14 protein-coding genes are annotated in these 17,087 nt (G+C 43.6%); 6 read left to right on the top strand and 8 right to left on the bottom strand.

Annotated elements, in window-relative coordinates; genetic code table 11:
- Positions 1-59 precede the first annotated feature (59 nt).
- Complete coding sequence (locus tag LOZ80_RS19630; RefSeq protein ID WP_238166300.1) at positions 60-494, bottom strand: hypothetical protein; 435 nt, start codon at positions 492-494, stop codon at positions 60-62.
- A 118-nt stretch (positions 495-612) separates the two neighbouring features.
- On the opposite strand from LOZ80_RS19630, the gene LOZ80_RS19635 reads away from it, so the two are divergent.
- Positions 613-1,317, top strand: a complete 705-nt coding sequence (locus tag LOZ80_RS19635; protein WP_238166301.1) for an MBL fold metallo-hydrolase — start codon at positions 613-615, stop codon at positions 1,315-1,317.
- A 44-nt stretch (positions 1,318-1,361) separates the two neighbouring features.
- On the opposite strand, the gene LOZ80_RS19640 is transcribed toward LOZ80_RS19635, so the two are convergent.
- Together LOZ80_RS19640 and LOZ80_RS19645 are read right to left on the bottom strand one after the other, a co-directional pair.
- Positions 1,362-1,925, bottom strand: a complete 564-nt coding sequence (locus tag LOZ80_RS19640) for an NADPH-dependent FMN reductase (RefSeq protein WP_238166302.1) — start codon at positions 1,923-1,925, stop codon at positions 1,362-1,364.
- Between the two features lie 161 nt (positions 1,926-2,086).
- Entirely contained in the window at positions 2,087-2,311 is a 225-nt protein-coding gene (locus LOZ80_RS19645) for a DUF896 domain-containing protein (RefSeq protein WP_238166303.1), read from the bottom strand.
- An 80-nt stretch (positions 2,312-2,391) separates the two neighbouring features.
- Between LOZ80_RS19645 and LOZ80_RS19650 the strand changes: the two genes are divergently transcribed.
- Positions 2,392-2,541: a hypothetical protein gene (locus LOZ80_RS19650; protein ID WP_238166304.1), complete on the top strand. Its 150-nt coding sequence runs from the start codon at positions 2,392-2,394 to the stop codon at positions 2,539-2,541.
- A 135-nt stretch (positions 2,542-2,676) separates the two neighbouring features.
- On the opposite strand, the gene LOZ80_RS19655 is transcribed toward LOZ80_RS19650, so the two are convergent.
- A complete protein-coding gene (locus LOZ80_RS19655; RefSeq protein ID WP_238166305.1) occupies positions 2,677-3,222 on the bottom strand; it encodes a P-loop nucleotide/nucleoside kinase family protein in 546 nt (181 codons plus the stop codon).
- A gap of 69 nt (positions 3,223-3,291) precedes the next feature.
- Positions 3,292-4,455, bottom strand: coding sequence for a DUF4317 domain-containing protein (locus LOZ80_RS19660; protein ID WP_238166306.1), 1,164 nt, complete (start codon positions 4,453-4,455; stop codon positions 3,292-3,294).
- A gap of 104 nt (positions 4,456-4,559) precedes the next feature.
- Here LOZ80_RS19660 and LOZ80_RS19665 point away from each other — a divergent pair, with 104 nt between their 5' ends.
- Positions 4,560-4,829: a hypothetical protein gene (locus LOZ80_RS19665; protein WP_238166307.1), complete on the top strand. Its 270-nt coding sequence runs from the start codon at positions 4,560-4,562 to the stop codon at positions 4,827-4,829.
- 592 nt (positions 4,830-5,421) lie between these two features.
- Positions 5,422-5,832: an ATP-binding cassette domain-containing protein gene (locus tag LOZ80_RS19670; RefSeq protein ID WP_238166308.1), complete on the top strand. Its 411-nt coding sequence runs from the start codon at positions 5,422-5,424 to the stop codon at positions 5,830-5,832.
- Positions 5,833-5,881: 49 nt separating this feature from the next.
- On the opposite strand, the gene LOZ80_RS19675 is transcribed toward LOZ80_RS19670, so the two are convergent.
- Positions 5,882-6,790, bottom strand: a complete 909-nt coding sequence (locus LOZ80_RS19675; RefSeq protein ID WP_238166309.1) for a nucleoside hydrolase — start codon at positions 6,788-6,790, stop codon at positions 5,882-5,884.
- Positions 6,791-6,806: 16 nt separating this feature from the next.
- Positions 6,807-7,715, bottom strand: coding sequence for a ribokinase (gene rbsK / locus LOZ80_RS19680; protein ID WP_238166310.1), 909 nt, complete (start codon positions 7,713-7,715; stop codon positions 6,807-6,809).
- A 196-nt stretch (positions 7,716-7,911) separates the two neighbouring features.
- On the opposite strand from rbsK, the gene LOZ80_RS19685 reads away from it, so the two are divergent.
- Both LOZ80_RS19685 and LOZ80_RS19690 read left to right on the top strand, forming a co-directional pair.
- Positions 7,912-8,670 (top strand): helix-turn-helix transcriptional regulator, encoded by a 759-nt coding sequence (locus tag LOZ80_RS19685; RefSeq protein ID WP_238166311.1) that lies wholly within the window; start codon positions 7,912-7,914, stop codon positions 8,668-8,670.
- 81 nt (positions 8,671-8,751) lie between these two features.
- On the top strand, positions 8,752-9,861 hold the full coding sequence (locus LOZ80_RS19690) for a GerAB/ArcD/ProY family transporter (protein ID WP_238166312.1): 1,110 nt from the start codon (positions 8,752-8,754) through the stop codon (positions 9,859-9,861).
- 66 nt (positions 9,862-9,927) lie between these two features.
- Here LOZ80_RS19690 and LOZ80_RS19695 read toward each other — a convergent pair whose 3' ends face one another.
- Positions 9,928-16,914 (bottom strand): S-layer homology domain-containing protein, encoded by a 6,987-nt coding sequence (locus tag LOZ80_RS19695; RefSeq protein ID WP_238166313.1) that lies wholly within the window; start codon positions 16,912-16,914, stop codon positions 9,928-9,930.
- Positions 16,915-17,087: the final 173 nt, after the last annotated feature.

Raw genomic sequence — 17,087 nt, forward strand, 5'->3', positions numbered from 1 at the left:
GAAGAGCCACGGGATCCTATTCTGTCCAGCATATCTGTTGTGGAATTCCGAAAATAAAATCAACGATTAATTTTCTTTTTTATGAAATAACCGCTAATAAAGACTAAGAGGACCGCGAAAACGTATGGCAAAAAGTCTATCGCATTATACCTGTTTCCTGCATATTCACCGCCATAAGTTGCTTTAATATACAACCCCTTATCATCTTTAATGGCGATTGCTTCATTTATTCCAAGCCCCATAATTTCGTAATATCCAGTTCCCTTTGGATAGTAATTGGAAAAGTTACCAGAGTAAGTACCTTCCCTATCGGAATATTTCGTAACTTTGCCTATTTTTAATCCAATTTGTTTGGGATCTATATGTTCTTCTGAAATAACGTATATTTTCCCATCATTGACTACAAACATATTCGCCCAATCAGCTGAAACAATACCGACAAATAAAGTAGAAGAAATTAAAAAAGCAAAAAGTAAGCTTAATTTAAGTCGCATTTCACCCTCCCACAATTCTGCCGGTTACTTCAATAGGCTACCGAGAAGTCGGTAGCCTATTATTATAAAAAGAATATCGAATACTAAAAATAAGAGTGCTAAAGGGGATGAAAAGTCAATGGAACTTTATGCTGTTAAATTTGGAGAATCGCCGTTTTACTATAAATATATTTATCGTGATATGGGTAATTCAGAAATGAAAACAACTATTTCTTGGTCTTATTATATAGCAAAGCATAATGATAAAATTATATTTATTGATACAGGGTTTCGAGATGAGACTACTGCATCTAAATGGGGAATTACATTTACTGGTGTCCAAAATGAATTAGGAAAAATAATAAACAATAAAGTATCTGCTGATGTTGTCATTATAACACATAGCCATTTTGACCATATTGAAAACTTGGATCTAATGGATAACCCTACAATAATTATTTCTAAAATTGACTACGATTTTGCAATTAACAATTGCTCGGATTCCATTAAAGAAAAACTATTGCAATGTAATCCAGTAACCGTAGAAGATGAATATTCATACGAAAATCTTTTTAGGTTTAAAGTCATTGGTGGACATAGCGATGGTTCCTCTGTTATCTATTTTACAAATGATAATAAAGACTACGTAATCACTGGTGATGAGTGTTATTGGTGTGAAAATTTAAAAAGTAATAGACCTATTGGGGTTTTTTCTAATACAGAAAACAATGAGAATTTTTTGTCAAATGCTCATAAACAAGGATTAATCCCCTTACCGTTTCATGATTTGAAAATATTTGAAGAACATCCTGCGATTTCAAAGAATATAGTCAGGATTATATAAACCACAAACAGCAGATACTTTTTCATGCCAAGTTATTATCCTTACTACTCATTAAGCCGTTCTACCTGGTTAATCCATTGCAAAAATGATTGAACATAACGCTGTAAATATTTGCGAGTCGTATCATCCGTGAGCTTACGAGTATTTGAATCAATCTTGTCCATGATTTGAGAAATATACATCTTTTGAGCCGGCATCACATAGGACTGGGTGGCATCCAACGTTTGCCTGATTTGCTGCTGCGAAAGAATCGTCCCTTTTACGCCAGGTGTTGCGCCTATCACACCTGCAGGCTTATGAATTAAGACGGCTGTTTTCGTAGGTGTCGATGCCCAGTCCAGTGCATTTTTTAGTACTCCCGGTATACCTGAGTTGTACTCGGGGCTAACAATGAGAATGCCATCCGTCTTTTGAATCGCCTCGCGATAATGCTTAACTGGCTCTGGCCCTTCTTCATGATCCAAATCCGCGTTATAGAGGGGAAGATTAGCAATCGATATATATTCATATTCCGCGGAATCTACAAGTTCTGGAATCGAATTCGCAATCATTTGATTAAAAGAGCTTTCCCTCAAACTTCCTACAATAATCCCAATTTTTTTTGACATTAGTCAACCTCCAGAATTCATTCTCATATAATCATGCAATACTTTCCTTACTATGCATGGAAAAAATTGGTTTAGGTGCCACAGCTATTAAACTGACATGTTGCCAACCTGCGAAACTGTCTTAATTTAAATAATCTTAAATTTAAGATATATGACAAAAATTATTGATTATTAGCTGCTTTTTCATCAATGAGCCTTTTAGGCGTAACATCGTTCCCCATTTCATCCATAACAGACACGTTCAGAAGCGTTGTTAATAGTTGCCCGCGTAAAATCTGTAAATACTGCGTCCGAAGCGCTGCTTGTTCCGCTTTCTCAATCTCAGATAGACCTGAACTACGCTCAATTCTGCTCAGTTCATTAATACGGTTCAAAATTGGAATCATTCTCATTACCTCCTTAAAGTCGTCTAAATGATATCTTGAAATCATTTATCTTAATTTAAAGATATACGATTTTAAGATAAATGTCAATAACCTGTTTTCAATTACGGTTATTTCCCGTTGACGCTGTTCTCGTCGATGACGCTGCTTCCAATGCTCATGCAGGGCGTGCTGATGATGACGGCGTTCAAGTCCGGTTTGATACTATCAACGACTACAACATTGCAGATTGATAGAAAAAAAACCTTCAAGTAGTTTTCAGACTACTTGAAGGGGTGTTAAACGAACATTTATGCTCGTAGATGATGCAGCAAAGCAGCCGCCAGCAGCACTTCAAAACTTTATTGGCTTTTTTCGATTTGCGCGGCTTACATTTTCACATTCTTTCGCGGTCGGTTCATAAAGCTACTACGGAATCGCTCCTGTTCCAACTTTTCCATTAACGTCATCAGGCTTTCAGATACGGTTTGATGAGCTGTGTCGATAATGATGTGATCCCGATCCCAAACATCGTACTTTCGGGTCTTGACCTCATCCCACGTAGGTAACGCAAAACCGGAAATATCGGATACACGCGTAACGATACGATGCCTGTGTTCACGTTCATCCGAGCAGACCACTTCAATTTCCACAAACGGAATTCCGAGAGTTTCCGCAACGTCGCGCCAGGCTAGACGAGTTTCATGAATGGGATTGACGGTGTCAGCTATCACGTCAAGGCCCAACCGGAGATTATGCGAAGCGATCTCGTAACACACGATGTAACCAGCAGGTCCGTTAACCTCAGTTCCAGCAACCCGCATAGCCTGCTCCACAACGTCTACCCGGAGATACGTGGCCCGGATATCTCTGGCCAAAGCTGCTGATAACGTGGACTTACCGGTGCCTGGCAACCCACTAAAGATATACAGCATAAAATTCGCCTCCTTCAAAGCGCATAGCTACTCGTTGATTCATTTATTCAGCTATACGTGTTCCCTACACTACAACGTCTCCGTACTAAGGGTAAATCCTTCGATCACGGCGTCTTCGTCGACCTCGATCAAGATACATCGTTTCCCTTTATAATTCACCTGTCTCACGTACTTTAAATCTTGCGGACTGACTGAAATCGTGGCGATCTTCGTATCAATCTTAATTGATTTCGATGTGAACTTTGGCATGACACTGTTTGCTTTGAGTTCATAGTTTTTGTTGTCGACGACTGTTTGAAACGCTCGTTCCACCTTTTCCATCGTTACGTTCTCCACGCCGCTCACCGTTAGCATGCGTTCCACATCTTTATAGTCCAACTTCGGAGGTTCCTCCTCCTCGTTAGTCTCAATAACCCGATGAATTTCCTCGTACACATGAGCGATTGTTGAGGCGTCCAGCTGATCTCCCGCCACTTCTTTCACGATTTCCTCAAAAATAGTTCTCTCTTCTTGCGCCGTCACGGTCTTCTCGGCATTCAAAACTTGCTCGATGAAATGCCAATTCGGTTCGTTGGCTTTCCCCGAGCAATACACAATGCGATTCATGTCGGAATAGTTGTCCGTCACACTTGGGTAGAAAAAACCTTGCTCCGGCGAGTTCAATTTAATGATCGGATCTACGAAAACATTATACTTGTATTCCCGCTCGACGTAATCAAACATGAGGATTTTCCGCTGTTGTTCCGTGGAATTCACACTGCACAGAATGAACGGATTCGCGAACATCTCGTCCTTTTCACTCACCTCAGCTTCTTCATTCCTGATTTTGGTCGGCTTAAAGTATTGTCCGTGGACGAAAGTAATGACCGTGTCCCGTTCATATTGGGTATCCGCCAACATTTTCTCCACCAACAGGAGCATCAGATCTTGCCATTCTTCCGGGTTGCCGGTCACTAAACCTTGATGGAGAAGCACCTGTGAAGGCTTCTCCGCCTCCTCCTGAAACTTTAACTCGAACATCTTCTGATCCAACTCGCCGGTCAGTAGTTTTTTGAAATTGGCCATATATAGTTCCTGCTTTTCCCTGTCCAATAAGGAGAAAGATTGACGCTCATAATGATAGATTTCGTTGCTTTCCTTCATGATATACACGTTAAGAATGTTGAAAATTTCAAGCTTCTCGTGATCCAGTTTAAACTGTTTGCGAATATGTGCGAGTTCTTTCTTTATCATGTTCCTTCAAACGCTCCTATGCAGTAAATTCATTCCCTTATTCCTTTAAGTCAATATGATTATAACATCAAATGCATTGGATTAAATAAACGATATCAAGTAAGATGACGTCAGGGCAACTGAGAATCATTCTCGATGAATTGTCACTGGCAAGTGGCTTTGTTCAGAAGCTCTTTGAAAAAGGAGAGATCGATTTTACCGAAGTCACGCAGGATATCAGCTTTAATATGGAGAAACGACCAGAATTAAAAGATAAAGCTGTTTGTCAGACATTCGCTTACGCGATTCATGAGGCGGAATTGGTAGAGAAAGTGCTCCGTGGTGCGGACATAGCGGGAAGCGCCGGTTACTTGCCTCAAGAACATCCCTACTAACCATCCCCACTATGGAACAAACGGTACGGACCGCCGAATTAATCAAAATCAGTCTAAAAAAATCCGAGATTGTGTTAAACGTCCGTACCTATGATACGAAAACAAATGATGAGCTGGTTCGCAAGGGCAACTACGAGTTACCGTGAATGTGTTCGGCGGATGGGGAGCCGATTCCGGATCAACTACGCACTATCTTTGCTACTAAGCCTAGCAGTCAGGGTTTTTGGGAAATGATCGGTTATGAGAATGCGGAAATTAATCAGCTGGTGGCAAAGCAAATGGATCGAGCAAGTTGATCGTGCTCGATCAGGGGCAAGTGCTGGAAGAGGGACCTACGAGTAGTCTGCTGCGAAAACCTCAACATCCTTACACGGCGATCATCGTATCGCCTGCTTGCGAGGAGGCATTCTAACGTTGCTGGAGGCAAACCAAATCAGCAAATCATTTGGGAACCGTACAGCCTGCCGCACCTGCTCGATTTCAATCCGCGCAGGTGAAGCTGTGGCGCTGATCGGACAGTCTGGTTCGGGCAAATCAACTCTCGGCCTGATGTTGGCAGGGTTATTGCCCCCAGATTGCGGAGACATTCTTTTTGAAAAACCATCAGGAACCGCTGGATGTGCTCAAATGGGGAACCAAGGCCAACCGTTTAGAACAAGTGAAGCTTATGCTGCAACAGGTGCAGTTGCCGGATCATGATCGTTTTCTTGCCCAAAAATGCAGCGAATTGAGCGGCGGACAGCTCCAGCGCATCGCCATTGCGCGAGGCCTGATTTTACAGCCCAAGCTGTTGATTGCTGATGAAATTCACACGATGCTAGATCCTTCCACACAGGCCAATGTGATGCGTTTATTGAAACGGCTGCAGAACGAAAAAGGCTTTGCGCTTGTTTTAATCACGCATAACCTCAGCTTAGCTCGCAAAGTCGCCGACCGTTTCATAGTAATGGAACAGGGATCGATTATTGATAATCGATCCGCGCTTGAAAAGAATTATCCTTAGCAGCCCCGTAGGGGGGACATTCAGAGGGACATGCCGACAAAGACAATTCTTAGGCAAGTTTATGGAATAAATCCTCAAATACATGATCCCTATCTATATAACGAACGTATCGTATGAAATGTCTCGAAGCATCGAAACTCCAACGAAAATCTTCCGATAAAATTGGACTATGAACCAGCTCGTTTGGTGTCCAATCTGATTCAATAAGGTAAGCAATCGTTGCTATGTCCCAGATTACTCTTGATTTTCCATAATGCTCCTTCATGCAATTCTGGTATGTTTCATACAAGTATTCTCCTACTTTGCCTTTGTCTTTCACATAGTCTCTGATCTCCGATAATGTGGTCTTTAAATGTGAGGCAACACCCATACATGGTATTAGCACAAGTGGTACTCCGCAATTTAATACTGTCCGAGAGGCATGCAGATCTTGAAACAGATTGAATTCTTTCGTATCCGGCCAATGCAAAGCATGACCTCCCAACCACACAACGACGATCTTCTCAATAATTCTTGGCTCCATAAGTATAGCTGAAGCGACGTTCGTGATAGCCCCGATCGCAACCACATAAAGAGGATCGTCCTCTTCAGAAGCCATCGCTCGTTCGATTAAATTTCGTGCAGCTTCGCTTTCTACTGGAGTCTCAGGTCCTGGTAAATACTTATCTGATCCACGATAGATAGGAATATTCGCCATTTCCGGCACAATTCCAGCAATTTTTTTCAGCTCCAGATAGCTTTTTTCCATTCCATCATCAGGTCCAGTAGATAATTCATTAAAGAATGGTGCAGCATAAAAGGCTTCTACTTGAAGTCTTTCCTGCGATTTCAGTGCATAAACAACAGCAAATTGATCATCAATTTCATTAAAGGTATCCGTATCTAACACCATCCGAATTTTACCTTGAGGGTTTTCCAAACGTTTCAGCATTTTTTCTTGTGATAAGACGTTAAGCATACAGGAATCACTCCTCCTAAATGTTAGTTATTTCTTCAAACGAGGGCATTCCAGCTTGTGCCCCAAATCTAGTCACAGACGTTGAAGCGACTTTAACCGCAAATTCTACTGAATCCATCATTGTTTCACCACTTGCATAAGCTACGCTAAATCCAGCATTAAAAGCGTCCCCAGCCCCAGTCGTATCAACGACTTGCACAATGGGTGCTTTCACAGTATGTAAGGAATTGTTACGTATAAAGGAGCTACCTTCCTTGCCTCGAGTAATAATAAGCTCCGCATTATATTCCTTATTCCAGAGAATCATCCTTTGCTGGAGATCAACGTTACGATCACAGAGACCTTCACTTAACAGGTCAAACTCTATTTCGTTAGGAGTAATAAAATCAGCATATTGCAAAATGTCTCTCGAGAGCTTTTGGGCAGGTGCTGGATTTAAAACAACAGGAACACCGGAAGCATGAGCAATTTGCATTGCTCGTTTAACGGAAGCAAGGGGAATTTCCAGTTGAACCAATAAAAGATCTGCTTTGCCTATTAGTTGCTCATAGTCATCCACCCATTCAGGTGTACATTGCTCATTGGCTCCTGCTACGATCACAATACAGTTATCCTCAGAGGTGTGGAGAACATTAGCCACCCCTGTAGGTACATTAAGTACCTGCTTAATCTTGTCTGTTAAGATCCCCTCAGCCTTCAAGCCATCTAAAATTTGGGCACCAAATCCATCTTTTCCAACAGCTCCAATCAAGGTAACCTTTGCACCAAGTCGCGCGCATCCTACTGCCTGGTTTGCCCCCTTTCCTCCGGAAATTGTATGAAATGTTGAACCCGGTATTGTTTCACCCATTATTGGCATTCGATGCATTGAGACAACAAGGTCCATATTTAAACTACCGACAACGACTATATGAGGTTGTTTCACAGTTATTCCTTCCCTTCGACAATGTAAATCCCAACAGCATTGAAATCCCCATTCATTTATTATACGATTTGGATATTAACAGTATCTAATCTCCAACCCATATATTAATATAGCTAAAAATACCAATGATTAATTCTATAATTCGGCTAACTTTTTATATGATTTGGCTATTTTCACAACATAAGGGGGGCAAAGAATGATAAGTAACCTTGACTTTTTTTATCATACTAAACGGCTTGCTGAAACTTATATTGCCATGCATCAACATACTTGTTATGAATTAGTTTATTACCAATCTGGCACAGGCACGACACGCCTAGCGGATATCGACTATCGGTACGATCCACACGCATTTACACTCATTCGCCCCGGCACTTGGCATGACGAGCGTCATGCAGTAGAAACAGAAGTGCTTTTTATCGGATTTCATATTCATAATCCATCATTTCAATTAAGTGACGGAATGCTTGTAGATACCCCAGATTACAAGATTAATAGGCTGTTACAGACCATACTCTTTGAATTTCAAAACAAGAAGGCTCACTACCACTTGCAGCTAGATTTGCTTCTTAGTACTTTGATAATTGAACTGAAACGATTACAACACTTATCAGAGTCAACCGGGAAAGATGATAAGCTAATCTATGTTCGCAATTATATCAATGAACATTTTAATCAAAAGTTACATTTAGAAACTCTTGCTTCTATGGCGGATTATAGCTACGATCGATTTCGTCATTTATTTAAAGAAACTTATGGTGTTTCTCCAGGAGAATATATATTGAGTAAACGGATTAAACATGCGATTGAACTTCTCCGTCATACAAATATATCCATAACCTCAATTGCTTCAGAGTGTGGATTTTCTACGGACGCTCAATTCTGCACTTTATTTAAACGAGAGATTGGTGAGACTCCCCGTGCATATCGCATTCTCAGATCCGTCATTACATGAATGCTTCTAATAAGAAATGGAATAAAAATACAACTCTTTGGAAATCTTAAACTGGACATATGGAAGTTAGGAGAAAAGAGAATGAAGTCTTTCGAATACGGGGATAAAGAAATCAGCGGCCTGGATATAACCATTACAATGACATCGATGATTATTGGAATCGGCATCTTGACATTGCCAAGCGAGCTGGCCAAAACAGTAAACGCTTCGGATGCCTGGATGTCAATGCTTGCCGCGGGTTTACTGGCCATTGGAATCGCTTGGACAATAACCAAAATCGCCACAAATTTCAGCCAGCAAGGGTATTACGCTTATGCCTCTGCAGCAGTGACGAAACCAGTTGCATTCATTGCTGTGTTTGCGCTGTTCCTGCACTTCCTTTCCTATTGCGCATATGAAGCCAGGGCAATCTCCGATATTGCCAAACAATATTTATTTGAAACGACACCAATGGAAATTATCTCCTTTAGCTACCTTATGGTGATTGTATATGCCGTCTCCGGAAGCCGTGCTGGACTAATCCGATTAAATATCTTATTTATCCCGATTGTGATAGTTGTCACCCTAGCCGTCCTGTTGCTAAGTCTAAGCGTATTTGATACCAAAGAATTAAAACCGTTTTTTACGACTGATTGGAAATCGTTAGCGTCAGCCATGAAATCGACCACTTTTTCACTCTTAGGTTTTGAAGTGATCCTATTTTATATCACAATGATGAATTGTCCCCAAAAGGCTCCGAAAGCTGTCGTCATTGGCGTATTTTTACCAGTCGTTGGCTATACCGTCATTTATCTGACTTGTGTCGGGGTATTCTCACAAATGGCACTTATGGAAATAACATATCCTGTCGTCGAACTTGCGAAAGAAGTTTATATTCCGGGTGAATTTTTCGAACGTCTTGAATCGATTTTCTTTACCATTTGGATAATGGCTGCATTTACAACGACTGTAATGGCCTATGATTGCACGATTTATGCACTGCAATCTTTATTTACTAAGCCTAAACATAAAACGTGGGTATTCGTTCTTAGCCCTATCATATATTTAATGAGTATGCTTCCAAAAAACATGTCTGATTTCAGTAAGATGGGACCCATCATCAGTTATTTCGGTATTGTTGTTAGTATGTTGTTCCCTATGTTGATTCATATAGTGGCCAAGCTTCGAGGAGTAAAGAGCGATGTTTCCTAGAATGATGTTAAAAGACTGCCCCCTAAGTAGATCTAGCTACTTTGGGAACAGCCTCTTATCCAACATTTATTGACTTCCGTTGCTTTTCTGCGCCTTAGCTTTCAACAAAACCGTCACAGCCTCGGCTCTTGTTGCCCGATCTTGCGGCGCGAATTGCCCAGCGTCCTTGCCTTGCATGATCCCCGCTTGCTGAACGGCAGCAACACTGCTTTTTGCCCATAATGGAATGTCTGTATCATCTGCAAAATGAGTTGCTGCATTCGCACCGACTGGCTTACCTAGAGCGCCTGCAATCACCACGGCCATCTCTGCACGAGTAATCTCAGCGTTCGGACGGAAGCTGCCATCGTCATAACCGTTCATCCAACCTTCTCGCACTGCGAGCGAGATCGCTATCTGTGCCCAAGCCCCTATATCCGCGCCATCAGTGAAATTCAGCTTCGCGCCTTCCCCTTGCGGTTTCAGCGTGTTCATCAGCATGACGGCAAATTCCGCGCGCGTCACAATACGATTCGGCTTGAACGTACCATCCGGGTAACCCGAAACGATGCCATCTTCTACGGCTTGCTTAATCCCTGCCTCTCCCCAGTGTCCAGCTATATCATTAAAATTCGTTGCTGCAACAGCCGCTTGGCCCACTGCAAATACCGCATATTTCGTAAAATGGTTCACAGTTACGGTGATTTGATCCCCATTGATCGTACCTCCAGGAACTTCCACCCACACTTTGCGGACTTCGTCATAATAAAATACCGCTGCTGTTTGGCCGCCTTGCAAACTAGCTTTGTCGAAAGTGAAGGTCAGCGTAATCGGCTTACTGAAATTCTCCGTAAAGTTTTTCAAAATTTCGAAGATCGGGCTCGCTAGAACTTCTTTATCCGTGACTAGCTGTTGTGCATTCAATACTTTGTTTATCGTAATCTTGAGCTCTTTGGCAGAAGCATCCGCCGGGATCGAGATCACAACCTCTTGGTTCAAACTAACTTTGCCCGTTTGACCAACCGCCAACGTCAAATTCCCATCTGTAGAGGTAACAGTCGTATCAGTTGGCGGCGTTGTATGGCTGTCAACTGGGACAACGACGGGTGGCACAACCGGTGCACGGTTCACGGTCAATTGATACGTATTCGTCGCCAAACCATCTTCCGCTGTTACCTGAATGTTGATCACATTAGCTCCCACATTTAAGCTAGGTACGGTATAGACGTATACATTGCCCGTTACAGAAGTAGAATGGTAAGTCACCCCCGTAACCGTCAGTGTTTGGTTGGGATTCGCTTTGGTAACGGTCCAAAGAAGACTTGTAACCGTGCTCGCCACATCTACACGATAAGCAAGTTCAGCCGGCTCGAACGTTAAAGTGCCTTGATCAACAGTCAGTCCCGACAGCAAGGCTTCGTTGCTGGTCCTTGTGACATGGATCTTGTAGGTTTTCGTGGTCGTGCCATCCAGTGCGGTTACTTTTACGATAATGGTATTCGTACCTACATGCAATGGAATCGCTGCGCTCAGCTCTCCACTTGCAACAATCGCTCCGTTTACTTCCACGCTCGCCTTCCCATCTGCCGCCGTTGGTGTAACGGATAGATTCGCGATGCTGTTCGGTACGCTCAGCGTATAGCTCGTTACTGCCGCGTCTAATGTTTCGTTCCATGCTCCGCTGCTTACACGCAAGCCGCTCAAATCGGCGCTATTGCTTGCTGTTTCTGCAGCTACAATCAGCGTGAATGCTTTACTCTCGCTTGCTGCGCCTTTGCTGATCGTCGCCGTTAACGTTACCGTCGTATTGCCCGCTCCATATGAAGGACGTGATACCCTACCAGATGCTGCGTTAATTGCGGTATGGTTGGATGCCCACACAACTGTCGTTCCGTTTATTCCTGTTGCTGGCAAGCCTACTGCTTGCGTTACACTCGCTGCCCGATCGCTGCCGCCATACGTAATGGCCAGCGCCTGAATTGCAGCGGTTACCGCTTGTGTATCCGTCTGCTCTACGATTACACGAGTTGGTAAACTTTCATTCAACCTTACATCCGTTGCCGTAATCGTAAGCTGCGTACCTGCTGCTTGAGCTGTAATCGGTACGGAGTAAGCTCCACCTGCTGGTGCTAGGCCAGTTCCAAGTAAACTTGCCCCCGCTTTCACCTTTACCGTGGAACCAGGCTCTGCTGAACCTGTTACGAAAGTATCTTCCATATTCACTGTGTTCACTAAAGGTGCTGTTGGTGCTGTTTCATCGGCTATTACCGTAACAATCGCTGTTAAGCTGACATTGTTTGCTGTATGTTTGGCGATTATCGTAAGCGTCTTACCTACGGTTTGAACGGCAATTGGTATGGAGAATGTACCATCTGTCACGACAGCTGTTCCCAATAAGCCTGTACCTGCACTTACCGTTACCCTGGAGCCAGCTTCGGCTGTCCCCGTAATGGCAGTATCAGTAGCAGCTACCGCATTTACTTCCAACGGCATTGTTAAAGGGGAGGAGACCGATGTATTGATGGGCTGGCCAATGCTGTCCTTGAATGCCCCAGCAGCAATCTGTAAGGTGTTGCCCGATCCAACCAAGGCATCCTTAAAGTTAATTTCAAGTGTACTCGTGTTAGCCGTAGATGATAGGATCTCAACTGTATCCTCTGCACCTAGCGCTGTGTAGGCTGCCTGGCCTGCTCTTTTAACCGTAATCTTACTCTTCAACTCATCTAAAGTACCCGCCTGTATAGCATACATATGAAAGGTAACCGTCACTTTATTATGGCGTACGGTTATGCTTGAATTCACTGCACTATCCAGCTGTACTGCGCGGTAGTAACACCTCTTATAGGTATTTGGTGCAGGATCCATATCACCGAACGCATCCCCACTACATCCGATACCACTGGTAACGACTTTAGACAAATAGCCATAATTAGCTGGTACAGCAGGTGCGCCGATTCCCCAGTATCTCACTTCTTTCGTTCCAGTAAATATACAATTCCCGTTCTCTGCTGCACAATCTGTCCAAACAAAAGTATTATCTGGTGCAGTGGGCAGCAATGTTAAAGGGGATGTAATCGTGATGTTAATCGACAAGCCATTGCTATCCTTGAACGCCCCAGGAGCTATCTGCAGCGTATTTCCTGAACCAACTAACGTGTCTTTGAAGTTAATTTCAAGCGTACTCGAGTCTGCTGTCGATGTTAGATTCGCAACCGTATCTTCAGTACCTAGCGCTGTATAGGTCGAGGCACCTGTTTTTTTAACCGTAATTTTACTCTTCAAATCTGCTAAAGATCCAGCCTGAATGGCATACGTATTAAATGTAAAAGTAACTTTGGTATTGAGTCCGCTTACCACTGTCTTTACGTTATTATCAAGCTGTATATCACGGTAAAAACACCTTTTCGTCGTGCCAAATGCAGGATCAACATTACCGAAAGCAGCCTTTGAACAGGCTGTAACATCCGTAATAACTAGGGATCTAAAGCCGTAATTAGCGGGTACTGCAGGTGTACCTATTCCCCAATATCTCACTTCTTTCTTACCGGTAAAGATACAAGATTTGCCTTCTTCCGCACAATATGTCCAACCCAAGCTGCCGTCTGGCGCCGCGGGTAACAAAGTGAGAGCGGACGTCACTGGTATGTCGATGGGTTGGCCATTGCTATCCTTAAAGGTTCCCGAAGCGATTTGTATCACATTGTCTGAACCCACTAACGGATCTTTAAAAATAAATTCAAGCGTACTTAACATAGCCGTAGCTGTTGGGTTGGCAACTGTATCTTCTGCACCTAACGCTTTATAGGCGGCTTCACCTGTTCGTTTAACTGTAATCTTGCTCTTCAATTCATCTAAAGTGCCAGCCTGTATGGCATACGTATTAAATGTTATCTTCACTTTATTATTGATCCCGCTAACGACGCTCTTTACTGCACTATCCAACTGAACGTCACGGTAGTAACATTTTTTGGACGTTCCAGGTGCTGGATCGATACTGCCGAAAGCCGCAATGGAACACGGCGTATAACTCGTAATGATTTGAGAGCTAAAGCCATAATTAGCTGGTATAGCAGGAGTGCCTATTCCCCAGTATCTCACTTCTTTCGTCCCCACAAAGCTGCAATTACCGCCATCCGCAGCACAATTCGTCCAACCCCCGCTGCCGTCCGGACCAAGACCTAACAATGTTAATGAAGACGTAATCGCTATGTCGATGAGCTGGCCATTACTGTCCTTGAATGCCCCAGGTGCTATCTGTATCGTATTCCCTGAACCAACTAGCGTGTCCTTGAAGGTAATTTCCAGCGTACTCAACGCAGCCGTAGATACTTTATTGGCAACGACATCTTCTGGACTTAGCGCAGCAAAGATCGTGTCACCTGTTTTTTTAACAGTGATGTGATTCTTTAAATCTTCTAAAGTGCCAGCCTGTATGGCATACGTAGAAAATGTGAATGTCACTTTATTGTTATGACCGCTAACGACGGTCGACACGTTATAATCCAACTGGACATCCCGGTAGTAACACGCTTTAAATGTTCCATTGGCCGGATCAGTATTACCGAAGGCAGCCATTGTACACGCCGTACCTCCCGAAATGACTCTGGACCGATAACCATAATTAGGTGCTGGCGTACCTATTCCCCAATATCTCACTTCTTTCAGCCCTGCAAAACTGCAATTCTCGCCATCCGCAGCACAATACGTCCAACCAGGGCTACCGTCTGGAATAACACCTACGACGTTAGAATTCACCGCTATGTCGATGAGCTGGCCATTACTATCTTTGAACGCGTTGGACCCGATCCGTATGGCGTTCTCCGGACCAACTAACGCATTCTTGAATTTAATTTCGAATGTACTCGAAGTAGCCGTAGAGGATACATTTTCAAGAGTATCTTCGGTATCTAGCGCTGTATAAGCAGAATCACCCGTTTTTTTAATCGATATCTTACTTTTGAAATCTTCTAAGGTGCCAACTTGAATGGCGTACGTGTTAAATGTGACCTTCACTTTCGTATTGCTTCCGCTGATGACTGTCATCACGTTATTATCAAGTTGTACATCACGGTAGTAACACCTTTTGGCAGATGCAGATGCCGGATCACGGTTACTGAAGGACGCAAGGGTACATGCCGTATCATTTGTGCTTACGATAGATTGAAACTTATCAGGTTGGTCAATTGCCCAGAAGCGCACTTCTTTCCTTCCTGCAAAGCTGCAATTCCCATTCTCTACGGCACAAAACGTCCAACCCAGGCTGCCGTCCGGTGCAGCGTCTATGGCAACAGGCTCCTTGAGTGCAGTAGAGACCAATAGATCTATTAGCTCACCATTCGTATCCTTGAATGCCTCAGGAGCGATCTGAATGGCGTTTCCCGACCCAACTAGCGGATCCTTAAAGTTAATTTCGAGGGTACTTGAAATTGCCGTAGAGGTTGGATTGGCAACTGTATCCTCGGCACCTAGCGCTGAATAGGCAGAATCACCTGTTCGTTTAACCAAAATTTTGCGCTTCAAATCTTCAATAGTGCCAGCCTGTACGGCGTACATATTAAATGTGAATGTCACCTTGTTATTGAGTCCGCTAACGACCGTTGTCATTGCACTATCCAGCTGGACATCACGGTAGTAACACCTTTTCGGTGAACCTGGTGCAGGATCATAATTGCCAATAAAGTATGTTTGACATCTCGGACTATCCGTAATATTTCTAAATATATGAGTGATAAAACCATAATTAGGACCTATCCCCCACAACCTCACTTCTTTCGTCCCTCGAAAAGAACAATTCCCGCCTTCATCACTACAATCCGTCCAACCCGGGCTGCCGTCCGGTCCCGTTGGTAATGACGTTATTGAAACGGTTACCGGCAAATTAATCGGTTGGCCATTGCTATCCTTGAAAGCTCCAGGCGCTATTTGTACCGTGTTCTCCGGACCGACTAACGTATCCTTAAATTTGATGACAAGCGTACTCGACGCAGCCGTAGAGGTTAGATTCGCAACCGTATCTTCAGCACCAAGAGCCGTGTAGGCAGCTTCACCTGTTTTTTTCACTGTAATCTTACGCTTTAAATCATCCAGCGTGCCCGTTTGTTTGGCATACGTATGAAAGGTCAACGTCACTTTATTATTGGGTCCGCTGATTGTCGTCGTCACTGCACTATCCAGCTGTACATCACGGTAGTAGCACCGTTCAACTGTTCCAAATGCAGGATCAATGCCTCCGAATGCAGAAACTGAACAATACGCACTGTCCGTAACAATTCTAGCTACAAAATCATAATCCGCGGGTATAGCCGGAGCACCAGTTCCCCATAATCGCACTTCTTTCGTCCCTGTAAAGTTGCAAAAGCCGTAAAGCGCAGAACAATTCGTCCAGCCAAGGCTTCCGTCTGGCGCTTCGCCTACTACGGAAGACGTCACCGGTATCTCTATCGGATCGCCGTTGCTATCCTTGAATGCCCCAGGAGCAATTTGTATCGCATTCTCCGAGCCAACTAATGCGTCTTTAAAGTTGATTTCAACTGTACTCGACGTCGCCGTAGACGTTGGGTTCGCAACGGTATCTTGGGTGCCTAGAGCTGAATAGGCTGTTTCACCTGTTTTTTTCACGGTAATCTTACTTTTCAAGTCATCTAACGTGCCAGCCTGTATGGCATAAACATGGAATGTAAAGGTCACTTTCTTATCGTGTTCACTAGCCATAGACGTCACTTTGCTATCCAGCTGTACATCACGGTAGTAACACTTTTTCCTAGTTCCAGGAGCAGGATCACTATAGCCGAAAGCAGCGATTGTGCATAGTGTCCCTCCCGTCAATAAGTGAGAAGTAAAGCCATAATTAGCAGGTATTGCAGGGGCGCCGATTCCCCATAATCGCACTTCTTTGGTCCCTGAGAATGTACAGGCTGCCCCCTCTGCAGCACATTCCGTCCACCCATCGCTACCCTCTGGTCCGTTGGCTATCGCAGGTAATGTGAATAAAGACGAAAATGGCATCGATGAAACTAGCATCAATCCCAGTAATAAACGAATCGCAACCCTTTTCAATAACACCCTCGTGACCATATCTACCTTCACTCCTCTTATCCCTGTACATCCATTGCCGCAAACTAAGTTAAATCTACCACACCCCAATAAAAGAATAATGAAAGATTCGGTCATAAACAGACAAAAACCGCGCAGCAGAAGGCTTTGCGGTTTTTGAATGAACGCTCATAATGGCTTGATCGCCTTGGTCT

This window comes from Paenibacillus sp. HWE-109 (assembly GCF_022163125.1).
Taxonomy (GTDB): domain Bacteria; phylum Bacillota; class Bacilli; order Paenibacillales; family NBRC-103111; genus Paenibacillus_E.